17 protein-coding genes are annotated in these 19452 nt (G+C 65.2%); 10 read left to right on the top strand and 7 right to left on the bottom strand.

The window, feature by feature from the left end; translation table 11 throughout:
* Window positions 1-68: 68 nt before the first annotated feature.
* From AB4Y63_RS11510 to AB4Y63_RS11500, 3 genes are all read right to left on the bottom strand, one after another.
* The gene (locus AB4Y63_RS11510; protein WP_441791182.1) at window positions 69-1553 is read right to left on the bottom strand and encodes an alanine/glycine:cation symporter family protein; all 1485 of its coding nucleotides are present in this window, start codon (window positions 1551-1553) and stop codon (window positions 69-71) included.
* Between the two features lie 177 nt (window positions 1554-1730).
* Entirely contained in the window at window positions 1731-1949 is a 219-nt protein-coding gene (locus AB4Y63_RS11505; protein ID WP_441791181.1) for a toxin-antitoxin system HicB family antitoxin, read from the bottom strand.
* A complete protein-coding gene (locus AB4Y63_RS11500; protein ID WP_441791180.1) occupies window positions 1946-2878 on the bottom strand; it encodes an SPFH domain-containing protein in 933 nt (310 codons plus the stop codon). The genes AB4Y63_RS11505 and AB4Y63_RS11500 overlap by 4 nt, the downstream gene beginning before the upstream one ends.
* A 241-nt stretch (window positions 2879-3119) precedes the next feature.
* Between AB4Y63_RS11500 and nusA the strand changes: the two genes are divergently transcribed.
* The 5 genes from nusA to AB4Y63_RS11475 all read left to right on the top strand — a co-directional run bounded on the left by nusA (window position 3120) and on the right by AB4Y63_RS11475 (window position 9378).
* Entirely contained in the window at window positions 3120-4130 is a 1011-nt protein-coding gene (nusA, locus tag AB4Y63_RS11495) for a transcription termination factor NusA (RefSeq protein WP_441791179.1), read from the top strand.
* Window positions 4131-4138: 8 nt separating this feature from the next.
* Window positions 4139-4396 (top strand): YlxR family protein, encoded by a 258-nt coding sequence (locus AB4Y63_RS11490; RefSeq protein ID WP_441791178.1) that lies wholly within the window; start codon window positions 4139-4141, stop codon window positions 4394-4396.
* Window positions 4397-4472: 76 nt separating this feature from the next.
* Window positions 4473-7340: a translation initiation factor IF-2 gene (gene infB, locus AB4Y63_RS11485; protein ID WP_441791177.1), complete on the top strand. Its 2868-nt coding sequence runs from the start codon at window positions 4473-4475 to the stop codon at window positions 7338-7340.
* Window positions 7341-7466: 126 nt separating this feature from the next.
* Entirely contained in the window at window positions 7467-8000 is a 534-nt protein-coding gene (gene rbfA / locus AB4Y63_RS11480; protein WP_441791176.1) for a 30S ribosome-binding factor RbfA, read from the top strand.
* Window positions 8001-8196: 196 nt separating this feature from the next.
* A complete protein-coding gene (locus AB4Y63_RS11475; protein WP_441791175.1) occupies window positions 8197-9378 on the top strand; it encodes an AI-2E family transporter in 1182 nt (393 codons plus the stop codon).
* On the opposite strand, the gene AB4Y63_RS11470 is transcribed toward AB4Y63_RS11475, so the two are convergent.
* Window positions 9320-10816 carry an RNB domain-containing ribonuclease gene (locus AB4Y63_RS11470; RefSeq protein ID WP_441791174.1) on the bottom strand — a complete coding sequence of 499 codons (1497 nt, stop codon included), beginning with the start codon at window positions 10814-10816 and terminating at the stop codon, window positions 9320-9322. The genes AB4Y63_RS11475 and AB4Y63_RS11470 overlap by 59 nt on opposite strands.
* Window positions 10817-11036: 220 nt before the next feature.
* Between AB4Y63_RS11470 and AB4Y63_RS11465 the strand changes: the two genes are divergently transcribed.
* Window positions 11037-13250, top strand: coding sequence for a putative bifunctional diguanylate cyclase/phosphodiesterase (locus tag AB4Y63_RS11465; protein WP_441791173.1), 2214 nt, complete (start codon window positions 11037-11039; stop codon window positions 13248-13250).
* 80 nt (window positions 13251-13330) lie between these two features.
* On the opposite strand, the gene AB4Y63_RS11460 is transcribed toward AB4Y63_RS11465, so the two are convergent.
* Window positions 13331-14227, bottom strand: a complete 897-nt coding sequence (locus tag AB4Y63_RS11460; protein WP_441791172.1) for an A/G-specific adenine glycosylase — start codon at window positions 14225-14227, stop codon at window positions 13331-13333.
* A 23-nt stretch (window positions 14228-14250) separates the two neighbouring features.
* Here AB4Y63_RS11460 and AB4Y63_RS11455 point away from each other — a divergent pair, with 23 nt between their 5' ends.
* Window positions 14251-14853, top strand: a complete 603-nt coding sequence (locus AB4Y63_RS11455) for a hypothetical protein (RefSeq protein WP_441791171.1) — start codon at window positions 14251-14253, stop codon at window positions 14851-14853.
* A 4-nt stretch (window positions 14854-14857) separates the two neighbouring features.
* Here the strand turns inward: AB4Y63_RS11455 and AB4Y63_RS11450 are convergent, their stop codons facing one another.
* Together AB4Y63_RS11450 and AB4Y63_RS11445 are read right to left on the bottom strand one after the other, a co-directional pair.
* The gene (locus tag AB4Y63_RS11450; RefSeq protein ID WP_441791170.1) at window positions 14858-15874 is read right to left on the bottom strand and encodes a ketopantoate reductase family protein; all 1017 of its coding nucleotides are present in this window, start codon (window positions 15872-15874) and stop codon (window positions 14858-14860) included.
* A 54-nt stretch (window positions 15875-15928) separates the two neighbouring features.
* Window positions 15929-17383 (bottom strand): DHA2 family efflux MFS transporter permease subunit, encoded by a 1455-nt coding sequence (locus AB4Y63_RS11445; RefSeq protein ID WP_441791169.1) that lies wholly within the window; start codon window positions 17381-17383, stop codon window positions 15929-15931.
* A 72-nt stretch (window positions 17384-17455) separates the two neighbouring features.
* Here AB4Y63_RS11445 and AB4Y63_RS11440 point away from each other — a divergent pair, with 72 nt between their 5' ends.
* From AB4Y63_RS11440 to AB4Y63_RS11430, 3 genes are read left to right on the top strand one after another with little or no spacing between them, the layout of a single operon-like run.
* Window positions 17456-18079, top strand: coding sequence for a TetR/AcrR family transcriptional regulator (locus tag AB4Y63_RS11440; RefSeq protein ID WP_441791168.1), 624 nt, complete (start codon window positions 17456-17458; stop codon window positions 18077-18079).
* Complete coding sequence (truB, locus tag AB4Y63_RS11435) at window positions 18076-19071, top strand: tRNA pseudouridine(55) synthase TruB (RefSeq protein ID WP_441791167.1); 996 nt, start codon at window positions 18076-18078, stop codon at window positions 19069-19071. The genes AB4Y63_RS11440 and truB overlap by 4 nt, the downstream gene beginning before the upstream one ends.
* Window positions 19068-19436 carry a hypothetical protein gene (locus tag AB4Y63_RS11430; RefSeq protein ID WP_441791166.1) on the top strand — a complete coding sequence of 123 codons (369 nt, stop codon included), beginning with the start codon at window positions 19068-19070 and terminating at the stop codon, window positions 19434-19436. The genes truB and AB4Y63_RS11430 overlap by 4 nt, the downstream gene beginning before the upstream one ends.
* Window positions 19437-19452: the final 16 nt, after the last annotated feature.

The following is a 19452-nucleotide window of genomic DNA, read 5'->3' as shown; positions in this document are numbered from 1 at the left end:
TAACGCGAAACCGCAGTTGTAGTCGCTATCCGAAAGGAATAGCGGCCACAACTGCGGTTTCGCGTTATCTAGAGCTGCTTCGCATGCTCACGCGTTCGCGTCGCGATGTCGATCGGGCCCGTCACAGAGGCCTCGTCAGCCCAGCATTCGATACCGGTTACCCCGGGCAGCAGGTCGCGGGTGAAGACCGGGTCTTTGCCGAGACGTCGTTGCTGCGTGTAGTCCTTGAGCAGCTTGAACGCGACACCCGAGAGCAGCGCGATCGCGATGAGGTTCACCAGCGCCATGATTCCCATGATGCCGTCTGCCGTGCTCCAGACGAGGTCGGCGGATGCGATCGAGCCGAGGAAGACGACGGCAACGGCGATGACGCGGTACGCGGTGAGCGTGCGCGGATTGCGGGTGATGAACTCGATGTTCGACTCGCCGTAGTAGTAATTGCCGAGAATCGAGCTGAACGCCAGCAAGAAGATGATCACACTGAGCAGCACTCCCGACCAGGAGCCGAGCGCGCCGACCACAGCATCCTGAGTGAGCCCGATTCCCCGCGTCGCATTGGCCAAGTCGGGAGTCGACACCAGGATGATGAACGCGGTGATCGTGCAAATCAGGAACGTGTCGAAGTAGACGCCCAGGGTCTGCACCAGGCCCTGCTTGACCGGGTGGGTGACCGCAGCGCTGGCGCCCGCATTGGGTGCCGAGCCGAGTCCGGCCTCGTTCGAGAACATCCCGCGCTTGACGCCGGTCATCACGATCATGCCGAACGTCGCGCCGACGACCTCGTTGAGGCCGAACGCCTGCGAGAAGATCGAGGCGAACACCTCAGGCAACTTGTCGATGTTCATCGCGACGATGACCAAACCGAGCAGCAGGTAGAGCAACGCCATGGCCGGTACGACGGCCTGCGTCACCGATGCGATACGACGGATGCCGCCGAAAACGACGAGCGCGGTGAGCACGGCGAGCAGCGCGCCGACGACCCAGGCGACCCAGGTTCCGGCATTGTCGACACCGATCGTCGCCGAGACCGTCGCGCTGATGGTGTTGGCCTGCAGCGAGCTGAATGCGAGCGGGAAGCAGAGGATCAGGATGACGGCGAAGACGACGCCCATCCAGCGAGCACGGAGGCCGTTCTGCATGTAGTAGGCGGGGCCGCCGCGAAAGCCGTCCTTGTCTGTGACCTTGTAGAGCTGGCCGAGCGTGGACTCGACGAACGACGCGGCGCCGCCGAGGAATGCCATCGCCCACATCCAGAAGATCGCGCCGGGGCCGCCGATCGCGATCGCGGTTCCGACGCCAGCGATGTTGCCGACTCCGACCCGGGATGCGGCAGAAATGGTGAACGCCTGAAACGCCGACACCGACTGCGGTCTACCGTCCTCGTCACGCGGTGTCTTGTCGGTGAGAGTGCGGAACATCTCCGGAATCAGCCGGAATTGCACCACCCCGGAACGAGCTGTGAAGTACAGACCGAGCACGACGAGGACCGGAAGAATGATCCAGGTCCAGAGGCGATCTCCGCCGTCGGCGATGAGGGCGTTGAGGGCATCCATCCAATAAGTATGACTTGTTGAAAGCTGCAGGCTGCCCAAATCAGATTCTGTACTCCGGTGGTTGAGCTTGTCGAAACCCGGTGAGCCGACCTGTCGACGCGGGGTGCGTCCGGGGAGCGGGTCGCGCGGTCTCGACAAGCTCGACCAACGGGAGCTCAGTCCATCTCGCAGAAGGGCTTAGCCCTGCGACTCCTCCGGCTGGTCCTTTCTGGGGCGGCCGCGCGGCGGCGGCGGGGGCAGGTTCGCGGGCGCACGGCCCGCCTTCACGAGCGCCTGCCGCAAGATCATTTCGATCTGGGCGTTGAGACTGTGGAGGTCATCGGCCGCCCATCGGGCCAGCGCGTCGTGGAGTGCCGGGTCGATGCGCAGCAGTAGTTGCTTACGCTCTCGGGTCACGGCGTGTACAGGCTCCCGGTGTTCACGATGGGGGAGGCCGGCTGGTCACTGCAGAGCACGACCATGAGATTGCTCACCATTGCCGCTTTGCGCTCGTCGTCCAGCTCGACGATGTTGCCTTCGCTCAGTTTCGTCAGCGCCAGTTCGACCATGCCGACGGCTCCCTCGACGATTCGGGTGCGCGCGGCGACGACCGCGTTCGCCTGCTGGCGACGCAGCATCGCCTGAGCGACCTCCGCCGCGTAGGCGAGGTGACTGATGCGTACCTCGATGATTTCGACTCCGGCGAGTGAGATTCGCTCGGCCACCTCGTGGGCAAGTTCATTGGCGACCTGGTCGGTCGAACCGCGAAGCGACGTTCCGCCGCTCTCGGAACCGTCATACGGATGGGTGGTCGCCGTGTGCCGCAGGGCGGACTCGGCCTGGACCGAGACGAAGTCCACATAGTTGTCGACGGCATAGGTGGCCTTCGAGGTGTCGGCCACCTGCCAGACCACGATTGCGGCGATCTCGACGGGGCTGCCGTCGGCGTCGTTCACCTTGAGGCGATTCGTCTCGAAGTTGCGCACCCGAACACTCACGTTGTGGCGGTTCGAGAACGGCACGACCATCGACATCCCGGGGCGGCGCACGGTTCCGACGTAACGCCCGAAGAACTGCACCACCTTGGTCTGCCCCGGCTGCACGATGACCAGGGACGACAACAGCACCGCGAACATCGCGATGAACAGAAGGCCGACGACCAGCACGAGGCCCGAGGCGGAGCCGGCGATGATGATTCCGATCCCGATCACGAGTGAGGCGACCGCGGCGAGAAGGCCAACGCCGCCCGGCACCGACGCGGCGCGACGTTCCTCGATCTCCACGCGAACGCCGTCGTGACCGACGGGGACAGCTTCGACCGTGGGGGTGTCGCTCAGGATGCTCATCGTGCTCCGCTCATCGTCAAGTAAAGTGATATCACTTTATTGATTGTACTGACGTGTTGCAACACGCCGTTCCCGGCATACGTCGAGCAATCGCCGCGAGCGGATGCTGCCACGAACGCTGCCGGGTCGGTCGCGTCGGTCGCGGCGAACGTGTGACGAGAGCCCGCAGAGTCAGGTACCGTTAGAGGTGAGCCCGCTGCGCAGTTTCGCGGCGGCACAATTTGAATAGAGGAGGCCGGCCATGGATATCGACCTCAGTGTGCTGCGTCAGATGGAGCGCGAGAAAGAAATTCCCTTTGAGGAACTCGTGCACATCATTGAGCAAGCCATTCTGACTGCCTACCTCAAGCACATCCACCCGGGTGAGCACACGAAGCAGGCGGCAGAAGAAGAGCCCGGAGCGCGTGTCGTACTCGACCGCAAGACCGGCCATGTGGACATTTTCGTGCCAGAGCACGATGAAGAAGGAAACGTCATCGGCGAGGCCGTTGACAACCCGAGCGACTTCGGGCGGATCGCGGCATTCGCGGCCAAGCAGGTCATCAACCAGCGTCTGCGCGACCTGGCCGACGACGCTGTACTCGGAGAGTTCAAGGGTCGCGAAGGCGACATCATCGCCGGCGTCATCCAGCAGGGCCCGAACCCGCGGATGATTCACGTCGACCTCGGCACCATCGAGGCGATCCTGCCTCCCGAAGAGCAGGTTCCCGGCGAGAGCTACGAGCACGGCAAGCGCATCCGCGTTTTCGTGACGAGCGTCGCCAAGGGCATGAAGGGTCCGCAGATCACGGTCTCGCGCACCCACCCGTCGCTCGTGCGCAAGCTCTTCGCACTCGAGGTGCCGGAAATTGCCAGCGGAGTCGTCGAGATCGTGTCGCTCGCCCGTGAAGCAGGCCACCGCACCAAGATCGCCGTGCGCGCAACCGAGCCCGGCGTCAACGCCAAGGGTGCCTGCATTGGTGAGCTGGGACAGCGCGTTCGCGCCGTCACCGCCGAGCTCAACAACGAGAAGATCGACATCGTCGACTTCTCGGCCGACCTCGCGACCTTCGTGGCCAGCGCATTGTCGCCGGCCAAGGTGACCAGCGCGTACGTCATCGACGAATCGATCAAGGCAGTTCGGGCACTCGTGCCGGATTACCAGCTTTCGCTGGCGATCGGCAAGGAGGGCCAGAACGCCCGCCTCGCAGCCAAGTTGACCGGAGCGAAAATTGACATCCAGCCTGACAGCATTCTGGAGGATGCCGAATAGGGGGTACGATGGACTCCGTTAGAACGTGCATCGGCTGCCGTTCGCGCGCCTCGCGGTCCTCTCTTCTGAGGGTTGTAGCCCGGGATTCAGAACTTGTGGTGGATGAAACCGCCACCCTTCCTGGGAGAGGTGCGTGGCTGCATCCGACGATCGCGTGCTTCCAGGCTGCGGTCAGGCGCAACGCTTTCGGACGTGCCCTTCGCGTATCGCGCCCCCTGGACGCGACACAACTAGAGAACAGGCTGAATTGGCTAATGGATAACTAATGAGCGGCTCGAAATGAGACCCGTCCGTTACTAACGGTCTGCCCCTTTCCGGGTGCAGGCCCGGAACAGGAGAATTGTGGCTGCAAAACCACGCGTACACGAGATCGCAAGCGAACTCGGTGTCGACAGCAAGATTGCCCTTGCAAAATTGAAGGAAATGGGCGAGTTCGTCAAGGGACCGTCCTCCAGTGTTGAACCCCCCGTTGCACGGCGCCTGCGCGCCGCCCTCGAGGCTGACGGCCTGATCGGTTCCGCGCCCGCCGCGGCTGCCCCCAGCGCCACCCCGACCCCCGCGGCCGCTGCGCCGCGCCCCGGCACCCCGGCCAAGCCGGGTGCCTCACGCCCGACCCCCGGCCCGGCTGCACCTGCAGCTCCGGCAGCTCCGGTTGAAGCACCTGTTGCGGCTCCCGCTGCAGATGCCGCACCGGTTCCCGCCGCACCGTTGACGGTGGCCGAGCGTCAGACCCAGGCTGCCGAGAAGGCTGCTGCTGCCGAGAAGGCCGCTGCGGCCGACAAGGCTGCTGCTGCCGAGGCTCCGGCCTCCGCTGCTCCCGCCGCTCCGACCGACGGCACGGCGGCATCCGCTGTGAAGCCGGGCGGAAGCATCCCGAAGCCGCCGGCTGCTCGTCCGGGTAACAACCCGTTCGCCAGCAACCAGGGCATGGGCCAGCGTCCCGCCGCACCGCGTCCGGGCAACAACCCGTTCGCCAGCGCGCAGGGCATGGGCCAGCGCCCGGCCGGCTCGGTGCCGACCCCCAGCAACATTCCGCGTCCGGCGGCTCCGCGCCCCGGCGCACCCCGCCCGGGCGGCCCCGGCCAGGGTCAGCGCCCGACCGGTTTCGGTCAGCGTCCCGGTGGCTTCCAGCGTCCCGGCGGTCCCGCCGGTGCCGCAGGCGGCGCCCGTCCTGGCTTCGCACGTCCCGGTGCACCCGCCGGCGCTCCGGGCTTCGGCCCGCCGCGCCCGGCTGGTGGAGCTGGCGGCGGCGGCCGTGGCCGTGGTCCCGGCGGTGGAACCGCTGGTGCATTCGGTCGCGGTGGCGGCAAGAGCAAGGCACGCAAGTCGAAGCGTACGAAGAGAGCAGAATTCGAACTGCGCGAAGCTCCGTCGCTGGGTGGCGTGAGCGTACCTCGCGGCGACGGTGGAACCGTTGTTCGTCTGCGCCGCGGCGCCTCGATCACCGACTTCGCCGACAAGATTGACGCGAGCCCCGGAAACCTCGTCACCGTGCTGTTCCACCTCGGTGAGATGGCAACGGCGACGGAGTCCCTCGACGAGGCGACCTTCGACATCCTGGGTGAAGAACTGGGTTACAAGATCCAGATGGTTTCGCCTGAGGACGAAGACCGCGAGCTGCTGCTCACGTTCGGCATCGACATCGACGAAGAACTCGCCGAAGAGACCGATGACGAACTCAAGCCGCGCCCGCCGGTCGTCACCGTCATGGGTCACGTTGACCACGGTAAGACCCGCCTGCTCGACGCCATCCGCAACTCGAAGGTTGTCGAAGGCGAAGCCGGCGGCATCACGCAGCACATCGGTGCGTACCAGGTCGTTGCCGAGCACGAGGGCATCGAACGTCCGATCACCTTCATTGACACCCCGGGTCACGAGGCGTTCACCGCCATGCGTGCACGTGGTGCTCAGGTGACTGACATCGCGATCCTCGTTGTCGCAGCTGACGACGGCATCATGCCGCAGACCATTGAAGCGTTGAACCACGCTCAGGCTGCAAACGTGCCGATCGTTGTCGCGGTCAACAAGATTGACAAGCCCGACGCCAACCCGGGCAAGGTACGTCAGCAGCTCACCGAATTCGGCCTCGTCGCCGAAGAATACGGTGGAGACGTCATGTTCGTCGACGTGTCGGCGCGCAACAACATCGGTATCCAGGAGCTCCTCGACGCCGTTCTGCTCACCGCAGACGCCGGCCTCGACATGCGGGCCAACCCGGATAAGGATGCACGCGGTGTGGCCATCGAGGCCAAGCTCGACAAGGGTCGCGGTGCGGTTGCTACCGTGCTCATCCAGTCGGGAACGCTGCGCGTCGGAGACGCCATCGTTGCGGGAACGGCTTACGGCCGCGTTCGTGCCATGGCCGACGAGAACGGTGTCGCCGTACTCGAAGCAACTCCGTCACGTCCGGTTCAGGTTCAGGGTCTCTCCAGCGTTCCCCGCGCCGGTGACACCTTCCTCGTCATCGAGGAAGACCGCACCGCCCGTCAGATCGCTGAGAAGCGCGAAGCTGCAGAGCGCAACGCCCTGCTGGCCCGTACTCGGAAGCGCATCTCGCTCGAAGACTTCACCCGTGCACTCGAAGAGGGCAAGGTCGAGTCGCTCAACCTCATCATCAAGGGTGACGTTTCCGGTGCCGTTGAGGCCCTGGAAGAGTCGCTGCTCAAGATCGAGGTCGATGACTCGGTTCAGCTGCGCATCATCCACCGCGGTGTCGGTGCTGTCACGGAGAGCGACGTCAACCTCGCCACCGTCGACAACGCCATCATCATCGGCTTCAACGTGCGTCCCGACACGAAGGCGCGCGAACGTGCGGCTCGTGAAGGCGTCGACGTGCGCTTCTACTCGGTCATCTACTCGGCACTCGAGGACATTGAGAACTCCCTCAAGGGAATGCTCAAGCCCGAGTACGAAGAGGTTCAGAGTGGTGTTGCCGAGATCCGCGAGGTCTTCAGCTCCTCCAAGTTCGGAAACGTTGCCGGTGTTATCGTTCGCTCCGGCACGATCACCCGAAACGCCAAGGCTCGTGTTATCCGCGACGGCATCGTCGTGGGCGACAACCTGGCCATCGAGTCGCTGCGTCGTTTCAAGGATGACGTCACCGAAGTTCGTACCGACTTCGAATGTGGAATCGGCCTCGGCAAGTTCAACGACATTCAGATCGGCGACGAGATCGAGACCATCGAGCTCAAAGAGAAGCCCCGCGTCTAATCACGCATGCCGAGGTCGGCAGCCGTTGACCTCAGCACCCTGTTGACCTCGCCCGTCGAGGCCCCTCCCCGCTTGTCGGGAAGGTGGCTTCGACGGGCTTGGTCGGCTTAGAGAAGGAGAAGAGCAATGACAGATCCGGCACGCGCCAGAAAAATGGCAGACCGCATCAAGGTCATCGTGGCCAAGCGCCTCGAGCGCGGCATCCGCGATCCGCGCCTCGGCTTCGTGACGATCACGGATGTCAAGGTGACCGGCGACCTGCAGCACGCATCGATCTTCTACACGGTTTACGGTTCCGACGAGGAACGTGCCGACAGCGCCCTGGCGTTGAAGGCCGCGACCGGAATGATGCGCAGCGAGGTGGGTAAGAACATCACTGCTCGGCTCACCCCGTCGATCGAGTTCATCGCCGACGGCATCCCCGAGAACGCGAAGCTCATCGAAGACCTGCTGCGCACCGCGCACGAACGCGACACCGAGGTGGGTCAGCTTGCTGAGACCGCCACGTACGCCGGCGACGCCGACCCGTACGCGAAGCCGCGTGACTTCGATGCAGAGGAAGACGACGAAGACGACTTCGACGATGCTGCACCCGACGCCGTCGCGTCTGAAGCAGTCACGTCTGAAGCCGTCACATCCGACGAGAACGCCCCGAACTAGTTTCGAGACCTCTCGTTTCGAGAAGAGCCGGTGCATCGACCAATGGTCGGTGCACCGGCTTCTTCGTTCGTACCTCTGGCCTGGCGACACGACCCCACCTGTCGAAATGGTGAGTGTCGGCGTGGAGCGCACTCAGCCAGGCAGAACTGGGCTTGGCTAGACGTCTCGACGTTCGTCGACATGATGAGGGGCTCCCATGGGATTGTTTGACCGCCGACCGATCGTGGTGCAGACCGCGCCGTCCGACTCGCAGCAGATCGTGAAGCAGCAGAACGTCCAGGACGGGCCGCAGCAGATCGTGCCGCCGGCGAGGACACAGTGGACCGACGGTTTCGGGCGCATCGCGACGCGCAGCATCCAGATCATCGCTGTGCTGATTGTCGTGAGCGTGCTCGTCTTCGGAATGACCAGGCTCAGCCTGGTCGTCATCCCGGTTGTGATCGCCTTGATTCTGGCCGCCGCGATCAATCCGTTGATGCGGTGGATGCGTTCTCGAGGGGTGCCCGACATCCTGGCCACCTGGCTGGCCCTGGTCGGGCTCATCACCGTGCTGGGCGGCATCGGCTGGCTGATCGTCAACGCGGTGCGCAACCAGTGGGGGGAGCTGTTCGCGTCGGCGAAAGACGGAATCGCTCAGCTGCAGGATGCGCTGGCCCACCTGCCGTTCGCGCTCAGCGATGAGCAGTTCGCCGGCGCACAAAAGGCGGTCGTCGACTTTCTGACGAGCAGCCAGTTCGGCAGCGGCGCGCTGGCCGGCGTCTCGGCGGCGACGGGCTTCGTCACCGGACTCGTGCTCATGGTCGTCGTGCTCTTCTTCTTCTTGAAAGACGGACCACGCATCTGGGAGTTCCTGCTGCGCCCCTTCGAGGGGACCCACTACGCACGGGCCCGTCGTATCGGCGACAAGACGGTGTCGACTCTCGGTGGCTACGTGCGCGGTACGGCGACGGTCGCCGCCGTCGATGCCATCGGAATCGGCCTGGCGCTGGCGATCTTGCAGGTTCCGTTGGCCTTGCCCTTGGCCGTTATCGTCTTTCTCAGCTCGTTCATTCCGCTGGTCGGGGCGACAGTGGCCGGCATCCTCGCCGCCCTCGTCGCCCTCGTGGCGAACGGTCCGGGCGTTGCGCTGATCGTGATCATCGTCGTGGTCGCGGTCAACCAGCTTGAGGGTAACTTCTTGCAGCCGGTGGTGATGGCCCGATCGCTCAAGCTTCACGCCTTGGTGATTCTGCTCGCCCTGACCATCGGCACGATTGTCGGCGGCATTGTCGGAGCGGTGCTGTCGGTGCCGATCGCGGCGGTTGCGTGGGGGATCGTGACTATTTGGAACGGCCCGAATGAGCCGGCCCGGCCGGCGATGCAGAAGCGGCCTGAGTAGCCACCGACTCAGTCGCAACCGCCTCAAACGAGACGATTCCTGTGGCGATGGTCGCCTCGACCAGGCGCACGGGAATCACCTCGCCGGCACGCAGGTCACCGGTGCAGCGTGCGGTGACGGCGGGGTCGGTGAGCTGGATCCGACCGCTTCCGCCGTTGCCGGCCGAGATGACGGTGGCGCTGAAAACCTCGCCGATTCGCGGGCTGAGCACCGCGGCTTCAACGGCGTCGATGGCGGCTCGGCCGAGTGCCGATTCTTTCTGGTCCGACGAGGCCATCAGAGCAGGCAACTCGGTCAGAGCATCCCGCGCCCACAGCGGCACCGGTTCATCGGCGCAGAGCGCCGCGCAGATCACCAGGGTGAATCTGTCGACAAGACGGCGCAGCGGCGCGGTGACATGCGCGTAGGGCGCGGCAACGGCCGCTTGCATCGTGTTGGCGGGAGCCGCACCGTCGAATGCGGTGTAACCGGCCCCACGAAAAAGAGAGCCCGCCGCGTGCATGATCGCCAACTCGCGCGGTTCAGTGAGGTCAAGCGTGCGCAGATACTCTCCGTAGGGCATCTCTTCGGGCCACGGATGCCCGAGTGCAGTGGTCTGCCGCCGAAAGCCCGCCACGGTGGCGGGTTCCGGCGGCGGCATCGTGCGCAGCAATCCGACCCGGGCACCGAGCATCAGCTCGGCGGCGGCCATGCCGGTCATCAAGGAGATCTGTGCGTTCCAATCCTCGATCGGTAGAGGGCTGCGTCGCACGAGACGATAGCCGTCGCCATCCGATTCGATCTCGACGCCCGGGATGTTGAGGCTCGCCCCGCCACGCTGTCGTTCCAGGTCGATGCGCGCGGTTCCGACGGCCTTCAGCAGTCGCAGGGTCTCGACTGGTTTCCCCGCGTCCACCGCGGCTTGGGCCTCTTCGTAACTGAACTGTTGGCGGCTCTGGATTCGGGCACGCATCACGCTCGCAGACACGACGTCACCGGAGACATCGAGCAGCAGCTCCCACACGAACGCAGCGCGCACCTGCCCGGCGAGAAGTGAGGCGGCTCCCTCGCTGATCGCCGCGGGATGCAGAGGGATGCGCGCGTCGGGAGCATAGATCGTCTGGCCGCGGTGGCGAGCCTCTGCGTCAAGCGCTCCGCCGGGAACAACGAAAGCGGGGACATCCGCGATGGCGTAGAACACGCGATAGCCGTCGTCCTGGGCTTCAATGTGCATGGCCTGGTCGAGGTCGGTCGAACCAGCCGGATCGATCGTCACAAAATGCAGGTGAGTCAGATCGGTCGGGGGGAGCTGCAGCGTGGCGATGGCCGTCTGCGCCTCAGCGTTTGCCGCGTCAGGGAAGCCGCGTTCCAATCCGAACCGCTCGGGCAATGCAGCCAAGGCCAGCGCCAACTCGTCGGTGGCCGTCTTCGCGTGAACATGCAGCACAGATTTCGGCATGGCCTCAGCCTAGAACGCCACTCTTTGCGCCGCTGGGAACGGGGGGCACTCGGAGCGGCAGGCCCGAATTGGGGAGGAGTCGCGGCGGCTGAATGGAGCTGTCAACCGATAGTGTTCCGTCAGGAGTAAGTAATGAGGAGGTTTCTGCTTGGGCGATCTTTTGCCAGCCTCCGAGGGTACTTCGGATCGCACAGGGCTGACGTTCTGGCCAGTGTGCATCATGGCCCTGTTGGTGAGCGTGTATGTGGCCGGTCGGCTGGTGCACGGCGAAGGCTTCGACGTCGTCGTCGACATGTGGCTGGCCAATCTGGCGCTCGGAACAACGGCGGGCGTTGCCCTGATTGCCGGCTGGAGAGCGCGGTCCCGGCAACCGGAACTGCTCTTTGCCGCACTCGCGGTGACGGGCTGGGTCGGCGGTCAGATCTACTATGTTCAGGCCCTGGACGGTGCCGATTCTGTGCCGGTGCCGTCGCCGGCCGATATCGGATTTCTTTCGTTCAGTTTTTTCATGGTCGCCGCGCTGGTCACTCTGATCCGGCTCCGGGTGCGTGGACTGACGTGGACGGTGCTGCTTGACAGCATCGTGGGGTCTTTGGGCGCCGCATCCGTTCTGGCTGTCTTCTTCGGCCCGAGGATCAATGAAGCCTTTCACAACTCGTTCTCGTTGTCGACGGCGATCGAAATCACATACCCGGTTATCGACATCGTCGTCATTGCAGCGATCGCAGGAATCGGCGTCGCTGAGGGTCGCAATTCGGGCGTGAACTGGACGCTTCTCGCCAGCGGCCTCATCCTGTTCACCGTTTCAGACGTGATCTACGGGCTGAGCGACTTCGAGTATGTACAGGGCTCGATGGTCGACCTGGGCTGGGCGGTCGGCTTGGCGCTGATCGCCTGGTGGATCACGCGTTCAGTGGATGCCGCACCCAGAATACGATCCGCGGGGTTCGGCACGGCAGCACTGGCCATTCCCATTGCATCGATGATCGCGGCGCTGGCCATTTTGCTCGTGAGCAGCAGTAGTCAGATCAGCACGCTGGCGATTGTGCTGGCCGGAGCAACTCTGGCGGTTGCTACGGCACCGCTGGGACTCAGGCAACTGTTCCTGCACCGTCAGGCGCGAACCGATGAGCTGACCGGGCTGTCAAACCGCCGTGCCTTCTATGCTGACGTGCCCCTGCGGCTGGCCGATGCGCCCACGCAGCCCAGTGCGCTCCTTCTGCTTGATCTCGATGGTTTCAAGCTGATCAACGACAGCCTCGGCCACGATGTCGGAGACCGGATGCTTGTCGAGGTCGGCCTGCGCCTCAAGCATCAGATGCACAGACGCCAGCCGCTCCGGCACCGCGGTCCGCATCGTCATGGTCTGCTGGCCCGTCTCGGCGGCGACGAGTTCGCCGTGCTGCTTCCCGGTGCCAACGCCGACGATGCGGTGAAGGTAGCCGCGGAGCTCCGTGCCGTCATCTCTGAACCGTATTCTCTCGAGGGAATCGATGTGCAGTCCGGTGCCAGCATCGGCGTCGCCATTTTTCCCGAGCACGGCGACAACCTGAACGTCTTGCTCCGCAAGGCTGACCTCGCCATGTACAAGGCGAAAACGGCCCGCACGGGACATCACGTCTTCGGCGCGTCCGACGGCGATCACAGTGATGAACGCCTGCGCACGCTTGAAGAACTCCGGCACGCCCTCGCCTCCGACGAACTCGTGGTGCACTACCAGCCCAAAATCAACCTGGACTCGGGCACAGTCACGGGGTTTGAAGCCCTGGTGCGCTGGAATCATCCGTACCGGGGGCTGTTGTTTCCCGATGCCTTCCTGGGCCTCGTCGAAGAAGCGGGCTTGATGCGAGATCTCACGCGAGTCGTCTTGGAGCAGGCGTTGGACCAGACCGTGAAGTGGCACGCCGGGGGCCAACTGTTTTCCGTCGCCGTCAACCTGTCGGCCAGCTCGCTGGTCGACGAGGGCGTTCCCCAACGCATCGCCGACATGGTGGCGTCTCGCGGGTTGCCGACCTCGGCTCTCATACTGGAGATCACCGAGGACTACATCATCAGAAATGTGGCCCAGGCTCGCACGATTCTGACCGAACTGCGGAACCACGGCTTCCGAATCGCCATCGATGATTTCGGCACGGGCTACAGCTCTTTGGCCTACCTTCGCGACCTACCCATCGACGAGCTCAAGCTTGACCGCAGCTTCATCACCCCGATGACTGTGGACAGCAGGGCGGCGGCTCTGGTGTCGTCCACGATCGACCTCGCCCACAGCCTCAATATGGATGTGGTCGCCGAGGGCGTCGAGACGACGGATGCCTATGACGACTTGGTCCTGTTCGGTTGCGACCAGGGGCAGGGTTATTACATGTCGCGGCCGATCCCCGCTGACGAGATCGCCGGGTGGCTAGAGAATCGGTCGGTTCTCAGCCCCCAGTGACTCCCGCACCCTCCGACCCGAGGCCTCCGACAATTGAGGAATCGCGAGAGGTGCCGCACAGTGGACAGGCAGACTGCGAATCAGTCGGGCAGCAGATACCCGCCGGTCGGGCCCGGGGCCGCGACGGCGAGCCCGTCGGCGAGTAGTCCGGCCAGTGCGCGGTCGCGCTGGGCGGCATCCGGCCAGAGCGTCTCGATCTCCGAAGCGGTGACCGGGCGGTGCGTCGACCGGAGTTCGGCCATGATCAGGCCGCGCACTTGCCGGTCGCTGCCTTCGTACTTCTTCTGCACGGCCTTCTTCGGCCCGTCGTAAACCGGGTAGCCGGACGCCCGCCAGGCGCAGGCGTCCTTGATCGGGCACACGTCGCAGCGCGGGCTCTTGGCCGTGCAGACGATGGCGCCGAGTTCCATGATCGCCGCATTGAACGCGGCGGCCTCACGTCGATCGTTGGGAAGCAGAGCACTCATCGCCTCCAGATCACGTCCGCGGCTCGGCGGCGCGGGCTCGCCCTGGCCGGCGACGGCGCGGGCGATCACCCGGCGGGTGTTGGTGTCGACGACCGGATGCCGGTGACCATAGGCGAACGCGGCCACCGCTCGCGCGGTGTAATCGCCGATCCCGGTGAGAGCGAGCAGCTCGTCGACGTCGTCGGGCACTTCGCCACCGTGGCGTTCCGTGATCTGCACCGCCGCAGCATGCAGCCAAAGCGCGCGGCGCGGGTACCCGAGCGAGGCCCAGGCCCGCACCGCCTCGCTGGCCGGAACGGCGGCGAGAGCGGCGGGAGTCGGCCAGCGGGTCAGCCACTCCTCGAGCCGCGGAATCACCCGGGCGACAGGCGTCTGTTGCAGCATGAACTCGCTGACAAGGGTGCCCCAGGCGGTGAAGCCGTCGCGCCGCCAGGGCAGATCCCGAGCGTTCTCGTGAAACCACGCGGTGATCGATGGGGCGAGATCGGGCCGGGGGAGTGTTTCGTTCATCCCCTCTAACCTAAGCTCGATTCATGAAGCTAGTCGCCACGCCTCGGATCGAGTTCCTGCGCTCGCTGACCACCGAGATTCTGCACAACTATGGGCGTGGCAGACAGATCGTCGCGGTCGGCGGGAATGAGGCGTCGGGGCGCACGGCCTTCGCCGATGATCTGGCCGCCGTCTTCGACGAGCGGGAGCATCCGGTCTTTCGAGCGTCGCTGCGCTACTTTCAGCGCTCACGCGCCGCGCAGGATGCCTTCGGCCCGCCGTCGCCGGAACGCCACTATCGGCACGCCTACGACTATCAAACGCTGCGGCGCGCGCTGATCGACCCGTTCCGGATGGGCGTCGCGACCGGTTTCGTGACGGCCCAGTGGGATCCGGACCGGGACACCTGGATCGAGCCGACCTGGTTGACGGCTCCCGTCGACGCAGTGCTGATCATCGACGGCGAGTTCATCAACAGGCGTGAGCTGCACGGTCTCTGGGCGTACAGCATCCGTATCGACAGTGAGCCGGAAAACGAAGCAGACCGCCTCTACCTCGAGGAGGCGAACCCGCGCGGAGTCGTCTCGGCCTTGATCGACAACTCGGATCCTCTGCTGCCGCGGAGGCTGTTTCTCGATAGCTGTTAGGCGGTCAGCGCCGTGAGCGCGCCGTGAGTGCGCCGTACCGGTTCAGCACCGCGGCCGGCGTCAGAAAGCTCACCGACTCCTCGACCTCGTGTACGAGTGCCGTGAGCAACTCGTTCACCGGGGTCGGCACGCCGGCGATTCGCCCCTCCCGCACGACAGCACCGTTCAAGAAATCGATCTCAGTCAACTGACCGCGAGTGACGCTCTGCAGCGTGGAGCCGAGGTTCGGGACCGACCCCATCCGCCGACGCATCTGAAGCGGAAGGATCTGCCCGAGCGCGAGCGGCAGATGCCGGAACGCGCGCAGCTGGGCATCCCCGAGAGCCTGGAACGCGCCGAATCGCACCCCGCGGCCCACCCCGACCTGTACGGCCTCGCGCATGCTCTCGGTCATCACGCGGCGAAGCTGCGGATCGTCGACGACGGCCTGCACGCTCAGCCCGGTGATCGCCGGGAGGGCGTTGAGCATGTTCACGACGAGCTTGGTCCACTGGGCGCCGACGAAGTCAGGCTGGGCAACGGTTGGCACGGCCTCGTTCAGCACTGCCTGCCACCGCCGGGTAGCCGCATCGACCGGGCCGGAGCCGCGGCCGAGATACGTCGGTGCCGCCGTGGTGACCCGCACGCGGCCGGGTTCGGTGTAGTTCGCGGCGATGATCGAGAGAGCTCCGAAACACTCGGAACGAGGGAGCAGCCGCCCGGCGGTCTTCACCCCGTCGAGGCCGTTCTGCACGACGATGACGGCCCCACCATCGATGAAAGCGGCGTTGTCGGCGATCGCTGCCTCGGCATCCTGCGCCTTCGTGCAGACCAGCGTCAACTCGGGCGACTCGGTCAGCCGTTCGAGCGGGGTCGGCAGGGCGTGAACCGTGCCGAAACCACCGCTCAGCCGGATGCCGTCGGCCTGAATCGCCGCCAGCCCCGCGCCGCGCGCGGTGACCGTCACGTCATGCCCGGCCTGAGTGAGCAAAGCGGTAAAGGTTCCGCCCAGGGCACCGGCTCCGATGACTGCGATTCGCATGGCTCCAGCCTAGATCCCGGACTCCGCTTGGCCAGACAGCTCCGGTCGGTGCCGCTACGCCCCCGAGGACACGAGGTCGGCGGGGACCGTGGACTCCACGGGCTGAGCCGCCAGCCGAGCGTTCGCCCTGGCGGCGCGCTTCGACGGAAGTGCGAGGGCGATCAGAGCGGTCAGTCCGAGCACGCCGGCGCCGACCATGATCGCCGGGATGGCGGCGTTCACGTAGCCCGTCGGAGTGAGCTGGCCACCGGCTCCGGTGAAGACTGCGGTCAACACGGCCACACCGAGCGCGACGCCGATTTCCCGGAGCGTGGAGTTCGTGCCAGACGCCTTCGCATGATCGGCTGGGGCCATGTTGGCGAGTACTGCGGTGGAACTCGGTGCGAAGACAAAACCCATTCCGACGCCGGCGAGCAAGAACGCCGGAACCATCTCGCCGTAGGCAACGGTCGGGGACATCGTCGAGGCAAGCCAGAACATCGCCACCGCCAAGAAGACAAGGCCGACCACGATCGGCAGTCGTGTTCCCGTGCGCGGGCTGAGCAGGCCAGTGAGGGGAGCGACGATCATCGGGGCGAGAGTCCACGGCATCGTCATCAGACCGGCCTCAAGCGGGGTGTGCCCCTGCACGATCTGCAGGAACTGAATCAGGATGAACACCGCGCCGAAGATGCCGAAGCTGAACCCGAGACCGACAAGGTTGGTGACGGTGAAGCTGCGGTCGCGAAACAACCGAAGGGGAAGCAGCGGTGCTGCTGCCTTCGTCTCCCAGAGAACGAAGAGCACGAGAAGAATCACGCCGCCGCCCAGGGTGCCGATCACTTCCGCGCTGCCCCAGCCGGCGTCATTGCCGCGCACGATTCCGTAGACGAGACCGAATACACCGAGGCCCGCCAGAACAAGACCGATCACGTCGGCGCGCAGTTTGGCCCCGAAACTATTGGGCAGCGCAAGCAGTACCAGAGGGACCGAGATGATTCCGACCGGAACGTTGAGCCAGAAGATCGCCTGCCAGTTCCAGCCCTCGATCACTGCGCCGCCGATCAGCGGGCCGAGGGCCACACCGAGACCAGAGATGCCACCCCAGATCCCGATCGCAGCCGGCCGAAGCTTGGCGCTGACCGACCCGACCAGCAGGGTGAGCGAGAGAGGCATGAGCGCCGCGGCGCCGACGCCTTGCAGCGCCCGTGAGGCAATGAGCATCCAGGTTTCGTGGCTCAGCGCCGCGAGTATCGAGGCGGCGGTGAAGACGGTGATGCCCACTAAGAAGACGGTGCGCCGGCCGAATCGGTCGCCGAGGGCGACGGCCATCAGCATGAACGTGGCAAAACTGAGCGAGTAGGCGTTGATGACCCACTGCAACTCTTCGATGGATGCGGAGAGGTCGCGACTGATCACGGGCAGCGCGCCGGTGACGACCAGGTTGTCGAGTGTCGCCATGAACATCGGCAGCGACGCGGCGATGATCGCGAGCCAGACGGGAACGCGGCGGGCGGAGGTGGAAGCCACGGGAAGGCCTTTCGGTGGTAATTGAATGATTACAAAGAGACACGTTAGTAATCGACTGATAACATGTCAAGTGTGAGTGAGACGACAACCGAGCGAATTCCGGCCGCCCTGCGCCGGGAGCAAATCCTTGCCGCCGCCAGCCGTGTGTTCGGAGAACGCGGCTACGCCGGCGCGACGACCGACCAGATCGCCCGCGCGGCCGGCATCTCCCAGCCCTATGTCGTGCGGATGTTCGGCACCAAGGAGAACCTGTTCCTCGAGGTGCTCGAGCGCGCCCAGATCAAGCTGGCCTTCGCCTTCCGCGCGGCGATCGCCGACTTTCCGCCCGTTGATGGCGTGCCGCCCGAGGGGCTGAGTGCGCGGCTTGGCGCCGCCTATGTCGACCTGATCGAAGATCGCGGCATCCTGCTCTCACTCATGCAGGGCTTCATCAGCGGACATGACCCGGTCATCGGACCGCGCGCCCGGGAGGGGTTTCTCGCCACCTATCGGATTCTGCGTGACGAAGCCGGGTTCGCGCCGGACTACGTGCGGGTCTTTCTGGCCGACGGCATGCTGATGAACACGCTGCTCGCTCTGCAGATGCCCGATGCGATCGACGATGATCCGGCGACCAGGGAGATCTTGGCCTGCGCCTTCCAGAGCAAACTTGATTTGGTGATCGACGTCACCGCAGCACAGAAAGAAGATGCATGAGCGCCATCGCAAGCGGCCTGGTCCTGATCGACAAGACCCAGGGCTGGACCAGCCACGACGCCGTCGCCCGCACCCGCCGCCTCGCCGGCACGCGCAAGGTCGGCCACGCCGGAACGCTCGACCCGATGGCAACCGGACTACTCATCCTGGGCATCAACAGCTCGACGCGCCTGCTCACCTTCGTGGTCGGCCTCGACAAGGAATACCTCGCCACCATCCGCCTCGGGGCGTCGACGACGACCGATGACGCCGAGGGCGAGATTCTCGTTTCTGCGGCCCCCGCCAGCGTGGCGGCGATCGAGGCGGATGCCGTGACAGCCGGCATCGCCGCCCTGACCGGGGCTATCGAGCAGGCACCGAGTTCGGTCAGCGCGATCAAGGTCGACGGCAAACGCGCCTACGCTCGCGTGCGCGCCGGTGAAGATGTGCAGTTGCCGAAACGCCCGGTCACCGTCAGCGAGTTCGAACTGCTCTCCAGCACCGAGACCGACGGCTATCTCGACCTCGAGGTGCGTGTCGTGTGTTCCTCCGGCACCTACATTCGTGCCCTCGCCCGCGACTTGGGGGAGGCGCTCGGGGTCGGTGGTCACCTCACGAGCCTGCGCCGCACGCGCATCGGCCCGTTCGGGATCGACGCCGCCCAGACGCTCGACGAGCTCGACATCCCCTCGGTGCTGATCGGCCCGACCGATGCGGCGACCCTGCTCTTTCCACGACTGGACCTGTCGCCCGAACAGGCCGTCGATCTCGGTCACGGCAAGCGCATCGACCTGACCGGCACCTCCGTCAGCGAGATCGCGGCGGATTCCCCGATCGCGGCGGTCGCGCCGGGCGGTCGACTCGTCGGCCTGGTCACGCGCCGGGGGAGTCAGGGAAAGACGCTGGTGAATTTCCCGCCGGATGAGCCCGATGAGCCGGATGAGCCCGATGAGCCGGATGAGCCGGCCGGCGTGACGGACACCGCGGCATCCACCCCGGACCTCGCCTCATGATCGAGTGGTTCACCTATCTGCAACTGACGGTGGCGGTGCTCGGAGGCGTGCTCTGCCTCGTGCTCGGCCTCCTGGGACGCAAGCCGAACGACCTCACTCTGGGTGCTGTCGCCCTGGTCGAACTCCTGCTCATCGTGCAACTTGTCGTCGCCCTGATCGCGCCGGCGGTCGGCAATCAACCGACCGGCAGCCTGCTCGAGTTCTACACCTACCTGATCAGTGCGCTGCTGCTTCCGCTGGCCGCCGGGTTCTGGGCGTTGATCGAGCGCAGCCGCTGGAGCACCGTCATCCTGGGGGTGGTCTGCCTCTCTGTGGGGGTGATGGTCTACCGAATGCTGCAGATCTGGACGGCGACGGCCGCCTGAGGCGCCACGACCCGCC

Source organism: Leifsonia sp. YAF41 (assembly GCF_052113185.1).
Lineage (GTDB): Bacteria > Actinomycetota > Actinomycetes > Actinomycetales > Microbacteriaceae > Cryobacterium.
The sequence above is the reverse complement of the archived record's forward strand: the minus strand, read 5'-3'. Positions and strand labels throughout refer to the sequence as shown.